Below are 18,189 nucleotides of genomic sequence, written 5' to 3' on the forward strand. Positions count from 1 at the left end.
TCAGTGCGCCGAGACCTGGATGCGGTTCCACAGGTTGATCATCGCCACCTCCGCCGTCAGCGCGGCGATCTGCGGGTCGCTGAAATGCTCGCGCAGCGCCGCCCGCAGGCCGGCATAGTCGGCGTGCCGGTCGATCGTGGTCAGCGCTTCGGTCCAGGCCAGTGCCGCCTTCTCCGCCGGCGTGAAGTCGCCGACATGGTCCCACACGATCACGCGATCGAGGCGCGCCTCGGTCTCGCCGTCCTCGCGGGCCTCGCGCAGGTGCATCTTGATGCAGAAGGCGCAGCCGTTGATCTGCGAGGCACGCAGCCTGACCAGGTGGCTCAGCAGCCGGTCGAGGCCGTGGCCGGCAATCACCGGATGCACGGCGCCCAGGGCCTGCAGGACGTTGGGCATGGCCTTCTGGTAGTTCACGGGCTGGGTAGAGGTCATCGGGGTGCTCCCGGGTTCAGGGTGACTGATACCCCCATGACGATCCATGAAGTCGGCCTGTGACGTGCCGGCGGAAAAAATCGCTCAGCCGGCGGAGAATTCCCGCAGTGCCGCCTTCAGCGCGTCCGGCATCGGGCTCGCGGCGATCTCGGGGCCCGCGGTCGTGTACGCCAGCACCTGGGTGACCGCGAACTTCGCGGCCCCGCCGACCGAGCCGGCGACCGCGACGGTGAAGGCGCTGTTGCCGACCTTCAGCACCCGCAGTTCCAGGTCGAGCGCGTCGCCCTGGTACAGCGGCCCCTTGAAGTCGACCTCCAGGCGGACCGTCGGCACCGCCCGGTTCTCGCGGCCGTGCAGTCGGTGCCAGGGGCAGTCGAGGGCCTCGGCGAAGAAGTCCTCGATCAGCCGGTTCACCATCATCAGCATGCGCGGGTAGAAGCCGATGCCGGCCGGGTCGCAGTCCTCGAACCGGACCGGGACGGTCTTGCGGAACACCTGGCCCGGCATTCAGGCCGGATCCGGGATCAGCGCGGTCGCCTCGATCTCCAGCCGGGCCAGCGGCTCCACCAGCCCGCTGACCCCGACCACCGCCATCGCCGGGAAGTTCCGGCCGAGCACGTCCCGGTAGGCGGCGCCCAGGCCGGGCAGGTTGCCGCGGTACTCGTCCAGGTCGACCACGTACCAGGTCAGGCGGACCAGATGCTCCGGCCCGGCGCCGCCGGCCGCCAGCACGGCGACGATGTTCTCGAAGATCTGCCGGGCCTGCGCCACGAAGCCGTCGGCGAAGCGCTCCTCCGCGTCCCAGCCGACCAGCCCGCCGGTCACCACCACCGTGCCGCGGCCCATCATGCCGTTGGCGTAGCCGCGCGGACGGGGCCAGCCCTCCGGGTTCAGGGTCACGGGTCGTTCCGTCTCCGGCGCCGGCTCGCGCAGGTCCATGCCGTCGGTCTCCTGTCTCTAGGCGGCGCCGCGCGCCTGCTGCTCGGCCATCGTGCGAAGCTCGAAGCGCCGCAACTTGCCGGTGTCGGTGCGCGGCAGGGCCGCAACATACTCGATCGCCCGGGGATACTTGTAGGGCGCGATCTCGGCCTTGACATGGTCCTGCAGCGCCCTGGTCAGGGCGGCGTCGCCGGCGTGTCCGGGCTTCAGCACCACATAGGCCTTCACCAGCGAGCCGCGGTCCGGGTCGGGCTGGGCCACCACCCCGCATTCCGCGACCGCGGGATGCGACAGCAGCGCGGCCTCGACCTCCGGCCCGGCGATGTTGTAGCCGGACGACACGATCATGTCGTCGGAGCGCGCCTGGTACCAGAAGTAGCCGTCGGCATCCATGCGGTAGGTGTCGCCGGTCAGGTTCCAGCCGTCCTGCACGTAGTTGCGCTGGCGGTCGTCGGCGAGGTAGCGGCAGCCGGTCGGCCCGCGCACCGCCAGCCGCCCGACATCGCCCGGCGCCAGGGTGTCGCCGTCCGGGCCGACGACCTTGGCCTGGTAGCCGGGCACCACCTTGCCGGTCGCGCCGGGTCGGATCTCCTCCAGGGTCGCCGAGATGAAGATGTGCAGCATCTCGGTGGCGCCGATACCGTCCTGAATCCTGATGCCGGTGGCGGCGAACCAGTCGTCCCAGGTCGGCTTCGGCAGGGTCTCGCCGGCCGACACGCATTTGCGCAGCGAGGCGATGTCGCGGCCCTCGAGCTTGCCCAGGATCGCCCGGTAGGCGGTCGGCGAGGTGAAGCAGACGGTCGGCCGGTACTTCTCGATGGCGTCCAGCAGCTGGTCGGGCGCCGCCTTCTCCAGCAGCACCGCCGAGGCGCCGACCCGCATCGGGAACAGCACCAGCCCGCCGAGCCCGAAGGTGAAGGCCAGCGGCGGCGAGCCGATGAACCGGTCGTCCGCCGTCGGCTTCAGGACATGCTTCGAGTAGGCGTCGCAGACCGCCAGCATGTCGCGGTGGAAATGCATGGTGCCCTTGGGCTCGCCGGTGGTGCCGGAGGTGAAGCCGATCAGGCAGACGTCGTCGCGCGCGGTGTCGACCGCCTGGAAGTCGTCGGGCTTGGCCGCCATGCGGGCCTCCAGCCCGTCGGCGCCGCCGGTCGAGAAGTACAGGATGCGCTGCAGCCGGTCGGTCCGCGACAGCGTCTTCTCCATCTCGTCGGCGAGGCGCGCGTCGCACAGCGCCAGGGCGATCTCGGCCTTGTCGACGATGGCCGCGAGCTCGACGGCGCGCAGCAGCGGCATGGTGGCGACCGCGATGCCGCCGGCCTTGATGACCGCGAACAGCGCCGCCGTCATGGTCGGGTTGTTGGCCGAGCGGATCAGCACCCGGTTGCCGGTGACCATGCCCAGGTCCTCGACCAGCACCCGCGCCATGCGGTTCACGGTCTTCTGGAAATCGGCGTAGCTGACGTCGCCGTCCGGCGTCACGAACAGGGTGCGGTCGCCGCGGCCCTCGGCCACGTGGCGGTCCAGGAACTCGACCGCGCAGTTGATGCGCTCGGGATAGCGGACGTCCTCCAGGTCGAACAGGAAATCCGGCCACTGGTCCTTCGGCGGCAGGTTGTCGCGCGCGAAGGTGTCGACATGCGCGGTATAGCTTCCCATCGCTCCTTCTCCCGTCACACAGCCCGTTCCCGCGTCAGCCGGCCGGAGCACCAAGCTCAGGCCGTCCCCCCTGCCCGCGCGTCCAGCACCTGGCGCGCGATGACGATCTTCTGAACCTCGCTGGCGCCCTCGTAGATCCGCAGCGCGCGGACCTCGCGGTACAGCTCCTCGACCTTCACTCCCGTGGTGACCCCGAGCCCGCCATGCATCTGCACCGCCCGGTCGACCACGCGCTGTGCCGCCTCGGTGGCGAACAGCTTGGCCATCGACGCCTCGCGGGTGACCCGGGCGGCGCCGGAGTCCTTGGCCCAGGCCGCGCGGTAGACCAGCAGGGCGGCGGCGTCGACCTCGGTCGCCATGTCGGCCAGTGCCCCCTGGGTCATCTGCAGGTCGGCCAGCGGCGCCCCGAACATGCGGCGGCCGGACGACCGGTCCAGCGCCTCGTCCAGGCCGCGCCGCGCGAAGCCGAGGGCGGCGGCGCCGACGGTGGCGCGGAACACGTCGAGCGAGCCCATCGCCACCTTGAAGCCCTCGCCCGGCTTGCCGATGCGATTTGTCACCGGCACCCGGCAGCCGTCGAACCGCAGGCGGGCCAGCGGATGCGGCGCGATCACCTCGATCCGCTCGGCGATCTCCAGCCCCGGGGTGTCGGCGTCGACCACGAAGGCCGACAGCCCCTTGGCGCCCGGCGCCTCCCCGGTGCGCGCGAACACCACGTAGTGGCCGGCGATGCCGCCGTTGGAGATCCAGGTCTTCTCGCCGTCGATCCGGACATGGCCGTTGCCGTCGGGCACCGCGGTGGTGGCCATCGCCGCCACGTCGGAGCCGGCGTCAGGCTCGGACAGCGCGAAGGCGGCGATCGACCGGCCCTCGCGCACCGGCGGCAGCCAGCGGTCCTTCTGGGCGGAGTCGCCGAACAGCGAGATCGGCCCGGTGCCGAGCCCCTGCATGGCGAAGGCGAAGTCGGCGAGGCCGGCGTGGTAGCCGAGGATCTCGCGGGCCAGGCAGACCGAGCGCACGTCGATGCGCTCGTGCCGGCCGCCATGGCTGGCCGGCACCACCAGGTCGAGCCAGCCGGCCCCGGCCAGCGCGGCGACCAGCCGGCGGCAGCTGCCGTCGACGTCGTGGTGGTCGATCAGGTCGGCGACGGTGTCGCCCGCCCAGGCATCGAGCGCGCGGGCCAGTTCGCCGTGATGCGGGTCGAAGAACGGCCAGGACAGGAAGCTGCGGTCGGCCATCGTCAAGCTCCGGTCGTCGGTTGGCGGCGGTTGGGTTCCGGCTCGACCGCGCCGGGGGCGGCGCGTCCGTCCGGAATGACGATGATTCTTCCCCCGTCATTCCGGGCCGGGCCGCCGAAGGCGGGACGGAGCCGGAACCCACGAAGCGATCGGCGTCCCAACGGCCAAGCCAGGAAGCTGCGGTCGGCCATGGTCAAGAAGCCCCGAGGCGGCGGGTGGGTACCGGAGCCGGCTGCTCGCGCAGCCCCTCCGGGATGACGGCGATTTTTCCCCCGTCATTCCGGACCGGGCCGCCGAAGGCGGGACGGAGCCGGAACCCACGAAGCGATCGGCGCCCCATCAGTTGCCCTCGAACTCGGGCTTGCGCTTGGCGGCGAAGGCATGGAAGGCGCGGCTGAAGTCCTGGGTGCGCATCAGCATGCCCTGGGCCAGCGCCTCGGCGTCGATCGCCTGGTCGACGCCCATCGACCACTCCATGTGCAGCATCTTCTTGGTGATGCCGTTGGCGAAGCTCGGGCCGTCGGCGATCCGCTGGGCCAGCTCCCGGGCGGCCGCGAGCAGCTCGTCGGGCGCGACCAGCCGGTTGAAGAATCCCCAGCGCTCGCCTTCCTCGCCGCCGAGCGAGCGGCCGGTGTACAGCAGCTCGCCGGCCCTGCCCTGCCCGACGATGCGCGGCAGGATCGCGCAGGCCCCCATGTCGCAGCCGGCCAGCCCGACCCGGTTGAACAGGAACGCCACCTTGGCGCCGGCGGTGCCGATCCGGATGTCGGAGGCCATCGCCAGGATCGCGCCGGCCCCGGCGCACACCCCGTCGACCGCGGCGACCACCGGCTGCGGGCAGGCCCGCATCGCCTTCACCAGGTCGCCGGTCATCTGGGTGAACTCCATCAGCCCGGCCATGTCGCGGTCGAGCAGCGGCCCGATGATCTCGAACACGTCGCCGCCCGAGCAGAAGTTGCCGCCGGCGCCGGTGATCACCACCGCCTTGACCTCCGGCTCGTACTGCAGGGCGCGGAACAAGTCGCGCAGCTCGGCATAGGACTCGAAGGTCAGCGGGTTCTTGCGGTCCGGCCGGTCCAGGGTGACGGTCGCCAGCTTGCCGTCGACCTCCAGCTTGAAATGCTCGGGCGCGAAGTCGCGGACCGGCAGGATCGTGGCGTTGGCGTGCGTCATGTCTCCACCGCGTTCTGGATGCTGCGCCCGACCGAGCGCTTGGCGGCGCCCAGCAGCGCCATCAGTTTCTCGACCTCGCCCGGCCCCAGGTCGGCGAACAGGTCCGCCACCCAGTCCTCGTGCTCGGCCGCCATGGCGACGAAGGCCCGGTGGCCGGCGTCGGTCAGGCTGACGTAGTGGGCCCGGCGGTCGGTGTCGGACTGCCGGCGCTGCAGCAGGCCCTCGGCCACCAGCCGGTCGACCAGCCCGGTGACGTTGCCGTTCGACACCATCATCCGGCGCGACAGCTCGCCCAGCGTCATGCCTTCCGGCACCCGCTCGAGCTGCGCCATCAGGTCGAAGCGCGGCAGGGTGATGTCGAAGCGGTCGCGCATGCGGCGGCGGATCTCGGTCTCGATCATGGTCGTGCAGGTCAGCAGCCGCAGCCACAGCCGCAGCTCGGCCTTGTGGTCGGCATGGCCGCCATCGGCCCGGCTCTCGGAATCGAGATGGTGCGTTTCGGCGGGAAGAGGATCGGCCGGCTCGACGCTCATGGTCCCCCTCACATGATCTCGCCGCCGGCGACCGCGATCGCCTGGCCGGTCATGGATCCCGAGGCCGGATCGGCCAGCCACACTACCGTGCGCGCCACCTCCTCGGGTTCGATCAGCCGGCGCTGCGGGTTGCCGGTCACCATCTCGGCGACCAGCGCCTCGGCCGGCCTACCGGTGCGCTCGGCCAGCCGCGCCACGCTGCCGCGCACCAGGTCGGTGTCGGTGTAGCCGGGGCAGACCGCGTTGACGGTGACGCCGGTGCGCGCGGTCTCCAGCGCCAGCGACCGGGTCAGGCCGATCACCGCATGCTTGGCGGCGCTGTAGGCCGAGGCGTAGGCGTAGCCCTTGAGGCCTGCCGTGCTGGCGACCGTGACGATGCGGCCCCAGTCGCGTTCCAGCATGCCCGGCAGCACCCGGCGGATCGCCCGCACCACGCTGGTGAGGTTGAGGGCGAACATGCGCTCCCACAGCGCGTCGTCGGCCGCCGCGAACTTCGCGGTCTCGGCGGATCCGGCGTTGTTGACCAGGATGTCTATGGGACCGAAGCCGGCCTCGGCCTCGGCGATGGCGACGTCGAGGGCGGCAGCGTCGGTGACGTCGGCAACCAAGGCCCGGCCGCCGGTTCCGCCGGCCACCGCATCGAGGGCGGCGCGGTCGCGGCCGAGGACGGTCACCCGGGCGCCGGCGACGGCCAGCGCCGCCGCGATCGCGGCCCCGATGCCGCGGCTGCCGCCGGTCACCAGCGCATGGCGCCCGTCCAGACCCATCCTTCGCGACCTCCCGTGAATTTATTTGAAGCTTAAAGCTTCTATCGGAAGCCGACAAGCGGGAGCGACGCCCGGGAGCGACGCCCGGTGTCCGGCGCGGGGCAAATGGCGCGGTCTCAGCAGATCGGAAGGAGAACGTGCCCGCCACGACATCTGGCCGGTGCTGGGCTCGTGGCGGCACAATGCCACCGGGCTCGTCTCGCCGACCCTTGCTCGCCCGAGGCACCGCCGGCTAAATCGACGGGCTCATCAATTAGGTGCAGTGTCACCGTAATTCCACCGCAATTCCAATTTCGTACGACACTAGCCAACCCTCTTAGCTGCAGGCTTTTGGGTATTGCAGCGAAATCGTATTGCACTAGAGAACGAGATGAGTAGCAACATAAGTACTATTTCGCGAACTGCGGACATACACACCACAATAATTAAAAAATACACCATGGCATTACTGCCAATTAGACCCGCGTTACAATTTGTAATTGGTGGAACAAAAATATGAATACCGTATATATTTGCGATCGATAGCAACAAATGTCCAAACACAGTAGACCACCCACTAACATAATCTCTAAGATATACGGACGTATTTTGATACCGGCGTACAACGCGTCGTGTCTTAGCGATGTTGATAAATATAATAACGGACATGATAATAAATCCGAGAGAATCAGATACTAACATTGAAAACTGCGTCAACCGAATAACCGGAGCTAACTCCGAAAAACCAGATGATTTCAGAAAAGAAGCGTATTCAGGTGATTGCGACGGCGGTCCGAGGAATGTCAACCATGTGTTTGAAGCAAGTGATCGTATATCAATGATAAAATCCAAAACAATAAGCGCACACCACAAACTAAATACAACAACAACGTCAATGTAAATTAGTACAATAAAACACTTACGCATTAGTCCGGAAACGCCAATACCGCAGAACTCTGGGGCGCCGGTGAAATGCTTGTCGCACGACGCCCTGTCACATCCGGGCTGAGAAGTAACGATTCCCACAAGGTATAGTAGTATTACAGCAATATATCCGGCCCAAATTGTCCCAATTTGAGTTTCGGTGACAGTGCACTCAATTGGAGGTTCCAGTGCATTGTGCCTGTTTGAGCCGGCTCAGAATGAGTGCACTGTCACCGAGATTCGAATTTATTTGAAGCCTAAAGCTTCTATCGGAGACCGACAAGCGGGAGCGACGCCCGGTGTCCGGTAAGGGGTAAATCCCCTGGTCTCGACAGGCTCGAAGGGGAATGGGCCCACCGCAACACCTGTCCGGTGCCAGGGAAGCGAGGACGCAGCGCCACCGGGCTCGTCTCGCTGCCCCCCTGTTGCTCGCGCGAGGCGCCGCCGGTCAGAGCATGGAAACGTCGCGACCTTCAATTATATGCACTGTCACCGGAATCTTACTGTCACCGGAATCCTTATTGTCTCATTCGAAACGTAGCTCATTGTTATCCTATAAATCCAGCTATCAACACTGATAGTAGCCCATGAAATCCAGCAAACATTAGGTATAATTTCACAACACCCGGAAAACCTCTGCGATCAAAGACAATCTCCGAGATTATGTCGATATTTCTTGTATTGTTAAACTTCTTCACCGTTACAAAAACCGTCAACAGCACCGGAGCAATTAAAACATGTGCAAAAGTCGAAAGAAAAATCATTCTCGCACAAAATATCAATATATCTGACATACCAATCACCTCATTACGGCTTATTAAATATAGAATATAAATTAGGATGAGAATAATACTCGATAAATGGAGAGTCCATTTTACTTGACACCCAGATTAAAGCATCCCAACTGAAGATACGCTTACATCATCTTTCCCGCAGCCCCTCGCTGGCATACCGCAGCACCGGCTGCAGCACGAACTCGATCAGCCGCCGCTCCCCGGTCCACACGTCGACCGTAACCGTCTTCCCGGCGTCGAGCGCACCTCCCGGCCGTCGACGGCGATGCTGGCGGTCTCGAACGCGATCCGGACGGTGTAGGGCGGCGCCAGCCGCAGGTTCCGCCCGGCGGCGCCACCGAAGCCTCGATCCGCGAGGCCAGGTAGTAGCGGTGCAGACCCGAGAGGGCCGAGCGATTCTCTGCGAGGGCGATCATCGCGTGCTCCCGTCCCCCAAGCGATCAACGCGTTCCCATGAACTCCCTACATGCGGGAGTCGCTTCGCTGCGCCTACTATCGTGCATTCTCCTTGGCACTTGAACCGCGGTCGACAGCAAGAGCCCTCTCACGTGACGCGCTCACCGGCCCGCCCCGGCCGGTTGCCGGAAATATATTTTAAGCTTAAAGTTTCTTCGCCGCCAACACCTGCGCCCGGCGCAGCGGCGGGTATCCAGCGTTTGCGAGGCGAGCGATGCGCATCTCGATCATCGGCGGCGGCCCGGCCGGCCTGTATTTCGCGATCCTGATGAAGGCGGCCCGGCCCGCCGTCGACATCACCGTCTACGAGCGCAACCGCCCCGACGACACCTTCGGCTTCGGCGTGGTGTTCTCCGACGAGACCCTGGAGACCTTCGAGCGCTACGACCCGGCCTCCTACCGGTCGATCACCGAGCACTTCGCCTACTGGGACGACATCGAGATCCACTTCAAGGGCAGCGTCCATCGGATCGGCGGCAACGGATTCTGCGGCTGCGCCCGGCCGACCCTGCTGCGGCTGCTGCACCGGCGCTGCCGCGACCTCGGGGTCGAGCTGCTGTTCGAACACGAAGTCACCGACATCGACGCGCTGATCGCCGGGAGCGACCTGGTGGTCGCCGCCGACGGCATCAACAGCGCGGTGCGCCGCCGCTTCGCCGAGCATTTCCAGACCACGGTCGACCTCCGCCCCAACCACTTCACCTGGATGGGCTCGGACAAGCCGCTCGACGCGTTCTCGTTCTTCTTCCGCGAGACCGAGCACGGCATCTTCATCGCCCACACCTACCAGTACGAGCCCGGCCACAGCACCTGGGTGCTGGAGACCGACCCGGCGACCTTCGAGCGCGCCGGCCTCGCCGCCATGACCGAGGAACAGTCGGCGCGCTTCCTGGAGAGCGTGTTCGCCGAGGAGCTGGCCGGCCACCGGCTGATCACCAACCGCTCGATCTGGCGCAACTTCCCGACCATCCGCAACGCCCGCTGGGTCAAGGACAACCTGGTGATCCTGGGCGACGCCAAGGGTACCGCGCATTTCTCGATCGGCTCCGGCACCAAGCTGGCGATGGAGGACGCGATCGCGCTGTTCGAGGCGTTCCGGGCGGAAGCCGATGTCACCGGCGCGCTCACCCGGTTCGAGACCCAGCGCCGCGAGGACGTCGAGAAGACCCAGCACGCCGCCGACGTCTCGCTGGTCTGGTTCGAGCATCTCGACCGGTTCTGGCACATGGACCCGGTGCAGTTCGCCTTCGGGCTGATGACCCGCTCGAAGTCGATCACCTACGACAACCTGCGCCTGCGGGCGCCCGAGTTCGTCGACGCCGTCGACAAGGTGTTCGCCGGCCAGGTCCGCGACCAGGGCTTCGACGTCGACACGAAGCGCCCGAAGCCGCCGCTGTTCCAGCCGTTCCAGCTGCGCGGCATGACCCTGGCGAACCGGCTGGTGCTGTCGCCGATGTGCCAGTACTCGGCGGTCGACGGCTGCCCGACCGACTGGCACATGGTGCATCTGGGCGCCCGTGCGCTCGGCGGTGCCGGGCTGATCTACACCGAGATGACCGACGTCTCCGAGGAGGCCCGGATCACCCATGGCTGCGCCGGGATCTACACCGACGCCCACGAGGCCGCCTGGAAGCGCATCGTCGACTTCGTGCATGCCAACTCGACCGGGAAGATCTGCCTTCAGCTCGGCCACGCCGGCCGCAAGGGCTCGACCAGGCTGATGTGGGACGGCATCGACGAGCCGCTGGAGACCGGCAACTGGCCGATCGTCAGCGCCTCGCCCCTGCCCTACTACCCGCACAGCCAGGCGCCGCGCGAGATGACCCGCGCCGACATGGACAGGGTGGTCGCCGACTTTGTCCAGGCGGCCGAGCGCGCCGACCGCGTCGGCTTCGACATGCTGGAGGTGCATGTCGCGCACGGTTACCTGCTGGCCTCCTTCGTGTCGCCGCTGACCAACCGGCGCACCGACGAGTACGGCGGCGCCCTCGAGAACCGCCTGCGCTTCCCGCTCGAGGTGTTCGACCGGGTGCGGGCGGCCTGGCCCGACGACAAGCCGATGTCGGTGCGGATCTCGGCGACCGACTGGAAGGACGGCGGCATCACCGGCGACGACGCGGTCGAGATCGCCCGGGCCTTCGGCGAGCACGGCTGCGACCTGATCGACGTGTCGACCGGCCAGACCGTGCACGACGCCGAGCCGGTGTTCGGCCGGATGTTCCAGACCCCGTTCTCCGAGCAGATCCGCAACGAGGCCGGGCAGGCCACCATGTGCGTCGGGAATATCGTGTCGGCCGACCAGGTCAATACCATCCTGGCGGCCGGCCGCGCCGACCTGGTGGCGCTGGCCCGCCCGCACCTGGTCGACCCGGCATTCCTGATGCGGGCCGCCGCCTTCTACGGGGTGCGCGACGTGCATTGCCCGCCGCAGTATCTTGCCGGGATGGACCAGCTTTACCGGACGGCGGCGCGCGACCGGGAGGACCTGCTGGAGCTGCGACGAAAAGCCCGGCCGAAATCCCATCACCGATCGCTGCCGGAGGCGGCACAATAGGCCGGACCTTACGGAACCGGCCAACCGGGCCAGGGAGAACGGCGATGAAGGCGATCGTGGTCGGCGGCGGCATCGGGGGGCTGGCGACGGCGCTCAGCCTGCATGCCCAGGGCATCGAGGTCGAGGTGTTCGAGCAGTCGCGGACGATCCGCGAGCTCGGGGTCGGCATCAACACCCTGCCGCACGCCATCAAGGAGCTGGCGGCCCTCGGCCTGCTCGATGAACTGGACCGGATCGGCATCCGCACCCACGAGCTGATCTACACCAACCGCTTCGGGCAGGAGATCTGGCGCGACCTGCGCGGCACCGACGCCGGCTACGAGTTTCCGCAGTTCTCGATCCACCGCGGCAAGCTGCAGGGCGTGCTGCACAAGGCGGTTCTGGAGCGCATCGGCGGCGACAAGGTGCATCCCGGCCATCAGCTGGTGCGCTTCGAGGATACCGGCGGCAGGGTGACCGCGACCTTCGAGCGCCGCGAGGGCCATGACGACGTCACGGTCACCGGCAGCGTGCTGATCGGCGCCGACGGCATCCACTCGACCGTCCGCAAGGCGTTCTACCCGGACGAGGGCGCGCCGAGCTGGAACGGCCTGATGCTGTGGCGCGGCGCGGTCGAGGGCAAGCCGTTCCTGACCGGCCGCTCGATGATCATCGCCGGCGGCATGAGCGCCAAGTTCGTGTGCTACCCGATCTACAACGACCCCGACACGCCCGGCAGCACGCTGCTGAACTGGGCGGTGGTCGCGCGGATCGGCGACGGCTCGACCCCGCCGCCGCGGCGCGAGGACTGGAGCCGGCTCGGCGACCGGGCGGAACTGATGAACCATGTCGACGGGGTGTTCACCCTGGACGTGGTCGACCCGGTGGCGATCATCAACTCGACGGTCGACTTCTACGAGTATCCGATGTGCGACCGCGACCCGGTCGACCGCTGGTCGTTCGGGCGGGTCACCCTGCTCGGCGATGCCGCCCACCCGATGTACCCGGTCGGCTCGAACGGCGCCTCCCAGGCGATCCTCGACGCCCGCTGCCTGGCCGGGCTGCTGGCCGGCGGCGGCGCGGTCGAGGACGCGCTGAAGGCCTACGAGGCGCAACGCCTGCCGATGACCGCCGAGATCGTCCGCACCAACCGCAAGGGCGGCCCCGAGCAGGTCATCGACCTGGTCGAGGAGCGCGCGCCCGACGGCTTCGGGAAGCTGGAGGACGTGGCGACCCGCGAGGAGCTGGAGGCGATGGTGCGCGGCTATGCCAGCCTGGCCAGGTTCAGCCAGAGCGACGTGAACAAGCCGGGCGGCTGAATCGGCCGGCGCGCTTCGTCGGCGACAAGCCCGGCGAAGTCGTCGCGGAGAGCGCGGCCCCGTCTTCGCGCCATGACGGTCGAGCGTTCCGGACATTGAACGTGCCGGACGAGTTCACCCGTGAGGACCTGGCGATCCGGGCTGGCCGGCGCCGCGGCCGGAAGCCGGACCGCCTTCGTCGAACCATGATCGCAATGGGAGAACCAGCTGCATCGAGAGCTTCGGCGCCAGGCTCCGTGACGAACCGCGCGATGGCGAGATCCCTTCCGGAGACGGTCATCCCGCGGCCTGCTCTCTCACCGGCCCCTCGGAAATTTCGGCGCGGACCCAGTCCGCCGTCAGCCGCAGCCCGTCCTCCAACGGCACCTCGGGAGACCACCCGAGCTGGCTCCGTGCCCGGCCGATGTCGAGGACGTTGACCGGCACGTCCAGCGCCCGGCCGGCCCGACGGTCGACGGCGATCGGGCGCCCGATCGTCTGCTCGACCAGGCCGATCATGTCCGTGAGGGACCGTCCGGTCCCGGAGCCGATATTGAAGACCCGGGCCTCCCCGTCGTAGTCGCCGAGCCGTCGCAGGGCCACGACCACGTCACCGACCGGAACATAGTCGCGGACGATGCGGCCGTCGCCAAGCAGAGGAAACGTCGTGCCGCGCAGGCCGTGTTCGATCAGGGCCGCCACGACGCCCTGGCCCTTCGCTCTCCGCTGATACGGGCCGAAGGGGTTGGAGACCCGGGCGATCCGGTAGTCGAGGCCGTGCAGGACGTGATGGACGTGCAGGTGCCGTTCGATGGCAAGCTTCCCGACGCCGTAGGAGCAGATCGGCCATTGCGGCGCATCCTCCGCAACCGGGCGGCCGTCGGTGACGCCGTAGACGGTACCGCCCGACGACAGGAACACCAGCCGGCGGAAGGCGCCGCGCCGCGCCAGATCGAGCAGCCGCAGGGTCTGGCGCAGCACGGTGTCCCGCTGACCGGTCTCCAGGCGCTCGGCATCGGGCAGGCTGGTCGGGCCGATGAGGTGGTAGACGACGTCGCACCCTTCGACCGCGGCGGCCAGTCGGCCGGTGTCGTCGAACTCGCCGACCCGATGGTCGCCGACGGGCAGGTCGGCCCGGAACGGGCATGGACGGCCGTAGGTGCGGACGAACCCACCCGAGGCCGACAGATGCCGGGCGAGGTTCAGGCCGATGAACCCCCCGCCGCCGATGATGCAGTGCACGGCCATGCCGCCCCCGGCCAAGGATGAAACGATCCGTCAGCTGGGCAAATTACCAGGGAAGCGCCACCGGATCTCGTTTCCCAGTATGCTTGCCGTGCGGGAAGCGACCACTGTCGCAACCGCCTGTTGCCGGCTGCCGGGAACGAAGGAGGATTCGGTTCCATGGCGAAGGCATCGTCGTCGGGGATGAGAGGTCCGGTCGGGGACGAGGCGCGCTTCGACGTCGCCGTGGTGACGACCGCGGCGCTGCCCTGGCGGACCGGGCCCGCCTATCTGTCCCTGTGGCATGCCTGCGGACTCGCCGAGATGGGCCTCCGGACCGCCTATGTCGTTCCATGGGTCGGGATCGCGGGCCAGAACCGGCTGTGGGGCCGGCCGGACTTTGCGACGCCGGCCGTGCATGCCGAGTGGCTGGCCGGCGAGGCTGCCCGTCTCGGCTGCCCGCCGCTGCCGGACGTGTTCCACTATCGGGCCCATGGCTCGGCCCTGCTGCGCAGTATCGTCCCGCTGCAGGACGTGTTCGCCGCGGTCCCGCCGACCGATGTGGTGGTGCTCGCGGAGCCCGAGCATCTGTGCTGGTACCCGTTCACCCGACCGCGGAGGCGGGTGGCGGCGAAGACCGTCGCCGGCCTGATCATGACCAACTACGAGCATTACCTGCACGGCCAGTTCCCCCCTGCCCTGCGCGGACTGGCGCCGCTGGTCACCCGGATCCATCGCTCGCTCGTCCGCCGGCACACCGACTGGGTGGTGCCGTTGTCGCCGGCGGTTGCCGACGTCGCGGCCGGCCACCCGACACGGCAGGCCCGGGTCACCGGCGTGCTGGCGCCCTACGCCCGGGTGCCACCGGTGCGACCCGGTTCCGGCGGAGCCTACTTCATCGGCCGGCTGGTCTGGGACAAGGGCCTGGAAACGGTCATCGACGTCGCCCGGCGCCTGGACCTGCCGGTCGACGTGCTGGGCGACGGACCGGACGCCGCCGCGATCCGGGGACTGGCCCGCGACCGGGCGGCACCGGTACGGTTTCTCGGCGTGAGCCCGGCGCCCTGGGAACAGCTGCCGGACTACCGGGTGTTCCTCAATCCGTCCGTCAGCGAGGTGCTGTGCACGGCGACCGCCGACGCGCTGGTCGCCGGGCGACACGTGGTCATGGCCGACTGCCCGGCGAACCAGCCTTTCCGGCCCTACCCGAACGCTCACTTCTTCACGGATATCGAGGGCGCGGTCGCTACGATGCGACGGGCGATGGCGGAGCAGCCCGATCGGCCGGACGCCGTCCGGCGCGATTTCGACTGGCGCAATGCCTGCCGGACATTGGCGTCACTCTGGGCCGACAGCGGCGAATCCGGCCCAAGGTGAGGCGGGCCGGCCAGAGATCGCGTCGCGAACGGCGCACCCGCCAGCCCTTGACCTTTCCCCCCCGTTGGAACCACCTTCTGTCGCTGGCCACCGTCGTGAAGGTTCCGCCACCGTGCTTCGAGCTTGCCTCTGCCTGCTGCTGTTACTGAGCGCGATCGGTTTGTCGCCGAGCGACGCTCGGGCACACGCCGGTGTTGCCTCGGAGATGGCTGAGACGGCTTCGGTCGGCCTCGAGCCGGGCGCCCCCCCGGTTCCGGCATCGCCGACCAGCCAACGGATGCCGCACGACCACGTCCCGGGCGGCATGAGCTGCCTGACCGCGGTCGGATGCAGCGGCGTCGGCAGCGTGGCGTCGGATGTCCCGGGCCTCACAGCGCCGGGCAGCGTGACGGCCGCCGAGCCGCTGGCCACCCAGCGAGCGCCGCGCAGTATCGATCTTCCGACCGACGACCGCCCTCCAAGACCGGTGTGACCGCGCGCCTTCGGCCGGTCCGGCCGAAGGGAGACCCGAGCGTTCCCAGTCCGCATCACCCGCGCCTTGCCGGCGGGGCGGCGGACGACGCCCGAGGACCGTCACACCCATTCGATGCTTGGAGTCGACATCATGAATACGCGTACCCATTCCCCGCTCGTGCTCGCGGCCGCCTTGTTGCTCAGCCTCTCGTCCACCGCTCAGGCCGCCGGGTCGCATGGCGGCGGCCATGGGGCATCCGCCTTTGGCCAGCCGGCCGAGGCTTCGGCGGCGAGCCGGACCATTACCGTCACCATGCGCGACAACCTGTTCGAGCCGGAGAGCATCGCCGTGAAGGCCGGCGAGACCGTGCGCTTCGTGCTGCGGAACGAGGGCGATTTCGTGCACGAGTTCAATATCGGCACCGCCGCCATGCACGCCGCCCATCAGGAAGAGATGCAGATGATGGTCGAGCACGGGGTCCTGGAGCCCGACCGCATCAATCGCGATCGCATGAAGATGGACATGGGCGGCGGCAAGACCATGCAGCACGACGACCCGAACAGCGTCCTGCTGGAGCCCGGCAAGACCGGCGAGATCGTCTGGACCTTCACGAAGGCGACCGACCTGGAGTTCGCGTGCAACGTCCCGGGCCACTACGACGCGGGCATGGTCGGCAAGCTGTCGATCAAGCCGAAGTCGTCCTGAGAGGCCCGATCACGATGACCCGGAAATCCGCAAGGGAGGCAGCCATGGCGACGATCGTCGTCATGGCCGCCGCATTCGCGGTCGCCGCGCCCGCCCGGGCCGCGACCTACGACATCACGATCGGCAGGATCACCGTCAACCACTCCGGCACGCCGAAATCGGCCATCGCCTACAACGGCCAGACGCCCGGCCCGACCCTGCGCTTCAAGGAGGGCGAGGACGTCACGATCAACGTCACCAACACGCTCGACGAGTCCACGTCGATCCACTGGCACGGCCTGATCCTGCCGTTCCGGCAGGACGGGGTGCCCGGCATCACCTATGACGGGATCGCGCCCGGGGAGACCTTCACCTACCGCTTCCCGATCGTGCAGAGCGGCACCTACTGGTTCCACAGCCATTCCGGCATGCAGGAGCAGGATGGGGCCTATGGCTCGATCGTGATCGACGCGGCCGACCGCGAGCCGTTCAAATACGACCGCGAGTATGTCGTCCTGCTGTCGGACTCGCATGACCACAGCGGCGACCGGATCCTCGCCAACCTCAAGAAGAAGTCGGACTACTACAACCGCCAGCAACGCACCGTCGGCGACTTCCTCCGCGACGTCGGGGAGAACGGTCTCTCCGCGACACTGCGGGAGCGTGCCGACTGGGGCGAGATGCGGATGATGGCGACCGACATCGCCGACGTCCAAGGCTACACCTTCCTCGTGAACGGCAAGAACGCCGACGACAACTGGACCGGACGGTTCGAGCCGGGAGAGCGCGTCCGGCTGCGGTTCATCAACGCATCGGCCATGACCTATTTCGACGTGCGGATTCCCGGCCTCGACCTGCTGGTGGTGCAGGCCGACGGCAACAACGTCCAGCCGGTCAAAGTCGAGGAGTTCCGGATCGGCGTGTCGGAGACCTACGACGTCATCGTCCGTCCGACCGAGAGCCGGGCTTACACGATCTTCGCGGAGTCGATGGCCCGTACCGGGTTCGTCCGGGCCACCCTGGCGCCGGGCGCGGACCTGCAGGCCGAGATCCCGGTCCAGCGCCGGCCGCCGCTCCTGACCATGGCCGACATGGGCATGGATCACGGCTCGATGGCCGGCATGGATCATTCGGGGATGGCCGGGATGGACCATTCCAAGATGGCCGGATCGGGTCAGGGCTCGATGGCCGGGATGGATCACTCCAAGATGGCCATGGGCGACAAGCCGGACGCCTTCTACGCCCCCGGAAGCGGCCTGGCCCCGACGGCGGCGGCCGGCGGCAAGTTCCTGTCCTATGCCGACCTGCGCGCGCAGAAGCCGCTCTACCCCGATCGCGAGGCGACCCGCGAGATCGAGCTGCGGCTGACCGGGAACATGGAGCGGTATTTCTGGTCGATCAACGGCGTGAAGTACTCCGACGCCGAGCCGATCCGGCTGAAATACGGCGAGCGGGTGCGCTTCAAGTTCGTCAACGAGACCATGATGACCCACCCCATGCACCTGCACGGCATGTGGTCGATCCTCGACACCGGCAAGGGCAAATGGGATCCGGTCAAGCACACCGTCAGTGTCGCGCCCGGCACCACGCTCTACACCGAGACCGAGGTGGACGCGCCCGGACAATGGGCCTTCCACTGCCACCTGATGTACCACATGGCCACCGGCATGTTCCGCAAGGTGATCGTGGAGGGCGGGCCGCAGTCGGCCGCGCTCTCCGACTGAG

Annotated in this window: 14 protein-coding genes; 5 read left to right on the top strand and 9 right to left on the bottom strand. The window is 67.8% G+C overall.

Going from position 1 to position 18,189, the window contains the following annotated elements:
* From RIC31_RS26920 to RIC31_RS26955, 8 genes are all read right to left on the bottom strand, one after another.
* A complete protein-coding gene (locus RIC31_RS26920; RefSeq protein WP_350115817.1) occupies positions 1–432 on the bottom strand; it encodes a carboxymuconolactone decarboxylase family protein in 432 nt (143 codons plus the stop codon).
* 84 nt (positions 433–516) lie between these two features.
* The gene (locus tag RIC31_RS26925; protein WP_350115820.1) at positions 517–939 is read right to left on the bottom strand and encodes an acyl-CoA thioesterase; all 423 of its coding nucleotides are present in this window, start codon (positions 937–939) and stop codon (positions 517–519) included.
* Positions 940–1,371, bottom strand: coding sequence for a RidA family protein (locus RIC31_RS26930; protein ID WP_350115823.1), 432 nt, complete (start codon positions 1,369–1,371; stop codon positions 940–942).
* A gap of 18 nt (positions 1,372–1,389) precedes the next feature.
* Positions 1,390–3,030, bottom strand: a complete 1,641-nt coding sequence (locus RIC31_RS26935; RefSeq protein ID WP_350115826.1) for a benzoate-CoA ligase family protein — start codon at positions 3,028–3,030, stop codon at positions 1,390–1,392.
* A 56-nt stretch (positions 3,031–3,086) separates the two neighbouring features.
* Complete coding sequence (locus tag RIC31_RS26940; protein WP_350115829.1) at positions 3,087–4,268, bottom strand: acyl-CoA dehydrogenase family protein; 1,182 nt, start codon at positions 4,266–4,268, stop codon at positions 3,087–3,089.
* Between the two features lie 339 nt (positions 4,269–4,607).
* Complete coding sequence (locus RIC31_RS26945; protein WP_350115832.1) at positions 4,608–5,441, bottom strand: enoyl-CoA hydratase family protein; 834 nt, start codon at positions 5,439–5,441, stop codon at positions 4,608–4,610.
* Entirely contained in the window at positions 5,438–5,974 is a 537-nt protein-coding gene (locus tag RIC31_RS26950; protein ID WP_350115836.1) for a MarR family winged helix-turn-helix transcriptional regulator, read from the bottom strand. The genes RIC31_RS26945 and RIC31_RS26950 overlap by 4 nt, the downstream gene beginning before the upstream one ends.
* An 8-nt stretch (positions 5,975–5,982) precedes the next feature.
* Entirely contained in the window at positions 5,983–6,741 is a 759-nt protein-coding gene (locus RIC31_RS26955; protein ID WP_350115839.1) for an SDR family NAD(P)-dependent oxidoreductase, read from the bottom strand.
* Between the two features lie 2,367 nt (positions 6,742–9,108).
* Between RIC31_RS26955 and RIC31_RS26960 the strand changes: the two genes are divergently transcribed.
* Positions 9,109–11,448: a bifunctional salicylyl-CoA 5-hydroxylase/oxidoreductase gene (locus RIC31_RS26960; RefSeq protein WP_350115842.1), complete on the top strand. Its 2,340-nt coding sequence runs from the start codon at positions 9,109–9,111 to the stop codon at positions 11,446–11,448.
* A 44-nt stretch (positions 11,449–11,492) separates the two neighbouring features.
* Positions 11,493–12,746: a flavin-dependent oxidoreductase gene (locus RIC31_RS26965; protein WP_350115845.1), complete on the top strand. Its 1,254-nt coding sequence runs from the start codon at positions 11,493–11,495 to the stop codon at positions 12,744–12,746.
* Positions 12,747–13,022: 276 nt separating this feature from the next.
* On the opposite strand, the gene RIC31_RS26975 is transcribed toward RIC31_RS26965, so the two are convergent.
* Positions 13,023–13,973 (bottom strand): NAD-dependent epimerase/dehydratase family protein, encoded by a 951-nt coding sequence (locus RIC31_RS26975; protein WP_350115848.1) that lies wholly within the window; start codon positions 13,971–13,973, stop codon positions 13,023–13,025.
* 156 nt (positions 13,974–14,129) lie between these two features.
* On the opposite strand from RIC31_RS26975, the gene RIC31_RS26980 reads away from it, so the two are divergent.
* The 3 genes from RIC31_RS26980 to RIC31_RS26990 all read left to right on the top strand — a co-directional run bounded on the left by RIC31_RS26980 (position 14,130) and on the right by RIC31_RS26990 (position 18,188).
* The gene (locus tag RIC31_RS26980; RefSeq protein WP_350115851.1) at positions 14,130–15,326 is read left to right on the top strand and encodes a glycosyltransferase; all 1,197 of its coding nucleotides are present in this window, start codon (positions 14,130–14,132) and stop codon (positions 15,324–15,326) included.
* 604 nt (positions 15,327–15,930) lie between these two features.
* Entirely contained in the window at positions 15,931–16,485 is a 555-nt protein-coding gene (locus RIC31_RS26985) for a cupredoxin domain-containing protein (RefSeq protein WP_350115854.1), read from the top strand.
* 44 nt (positions 16,486–16,529) lie between these two features.
* Positions 16,530–18,188, top strand: a complete 1,659-nt coding sequence (locus tag RIC31_RS26990; protein ID WP_350115857.1) for a copper resistance system multicopper oxidase — start codon at positions 16,530–16,532, stop codon at positions 18,186–18,188.
* Position 18,189 lies beyond the last annotated feature (1 nt).

The sequence above is a fragment of the Thalassobaculum sp. genome, assembly GCF_040219615.1.
In the GTDB taxonomy this organism is placed as follows: Bacteria; Pseudomonadota; Alphaproteobacteria; order Thalassobaculales; family Thalassobaculaceae; genus Thalassobaculum_A.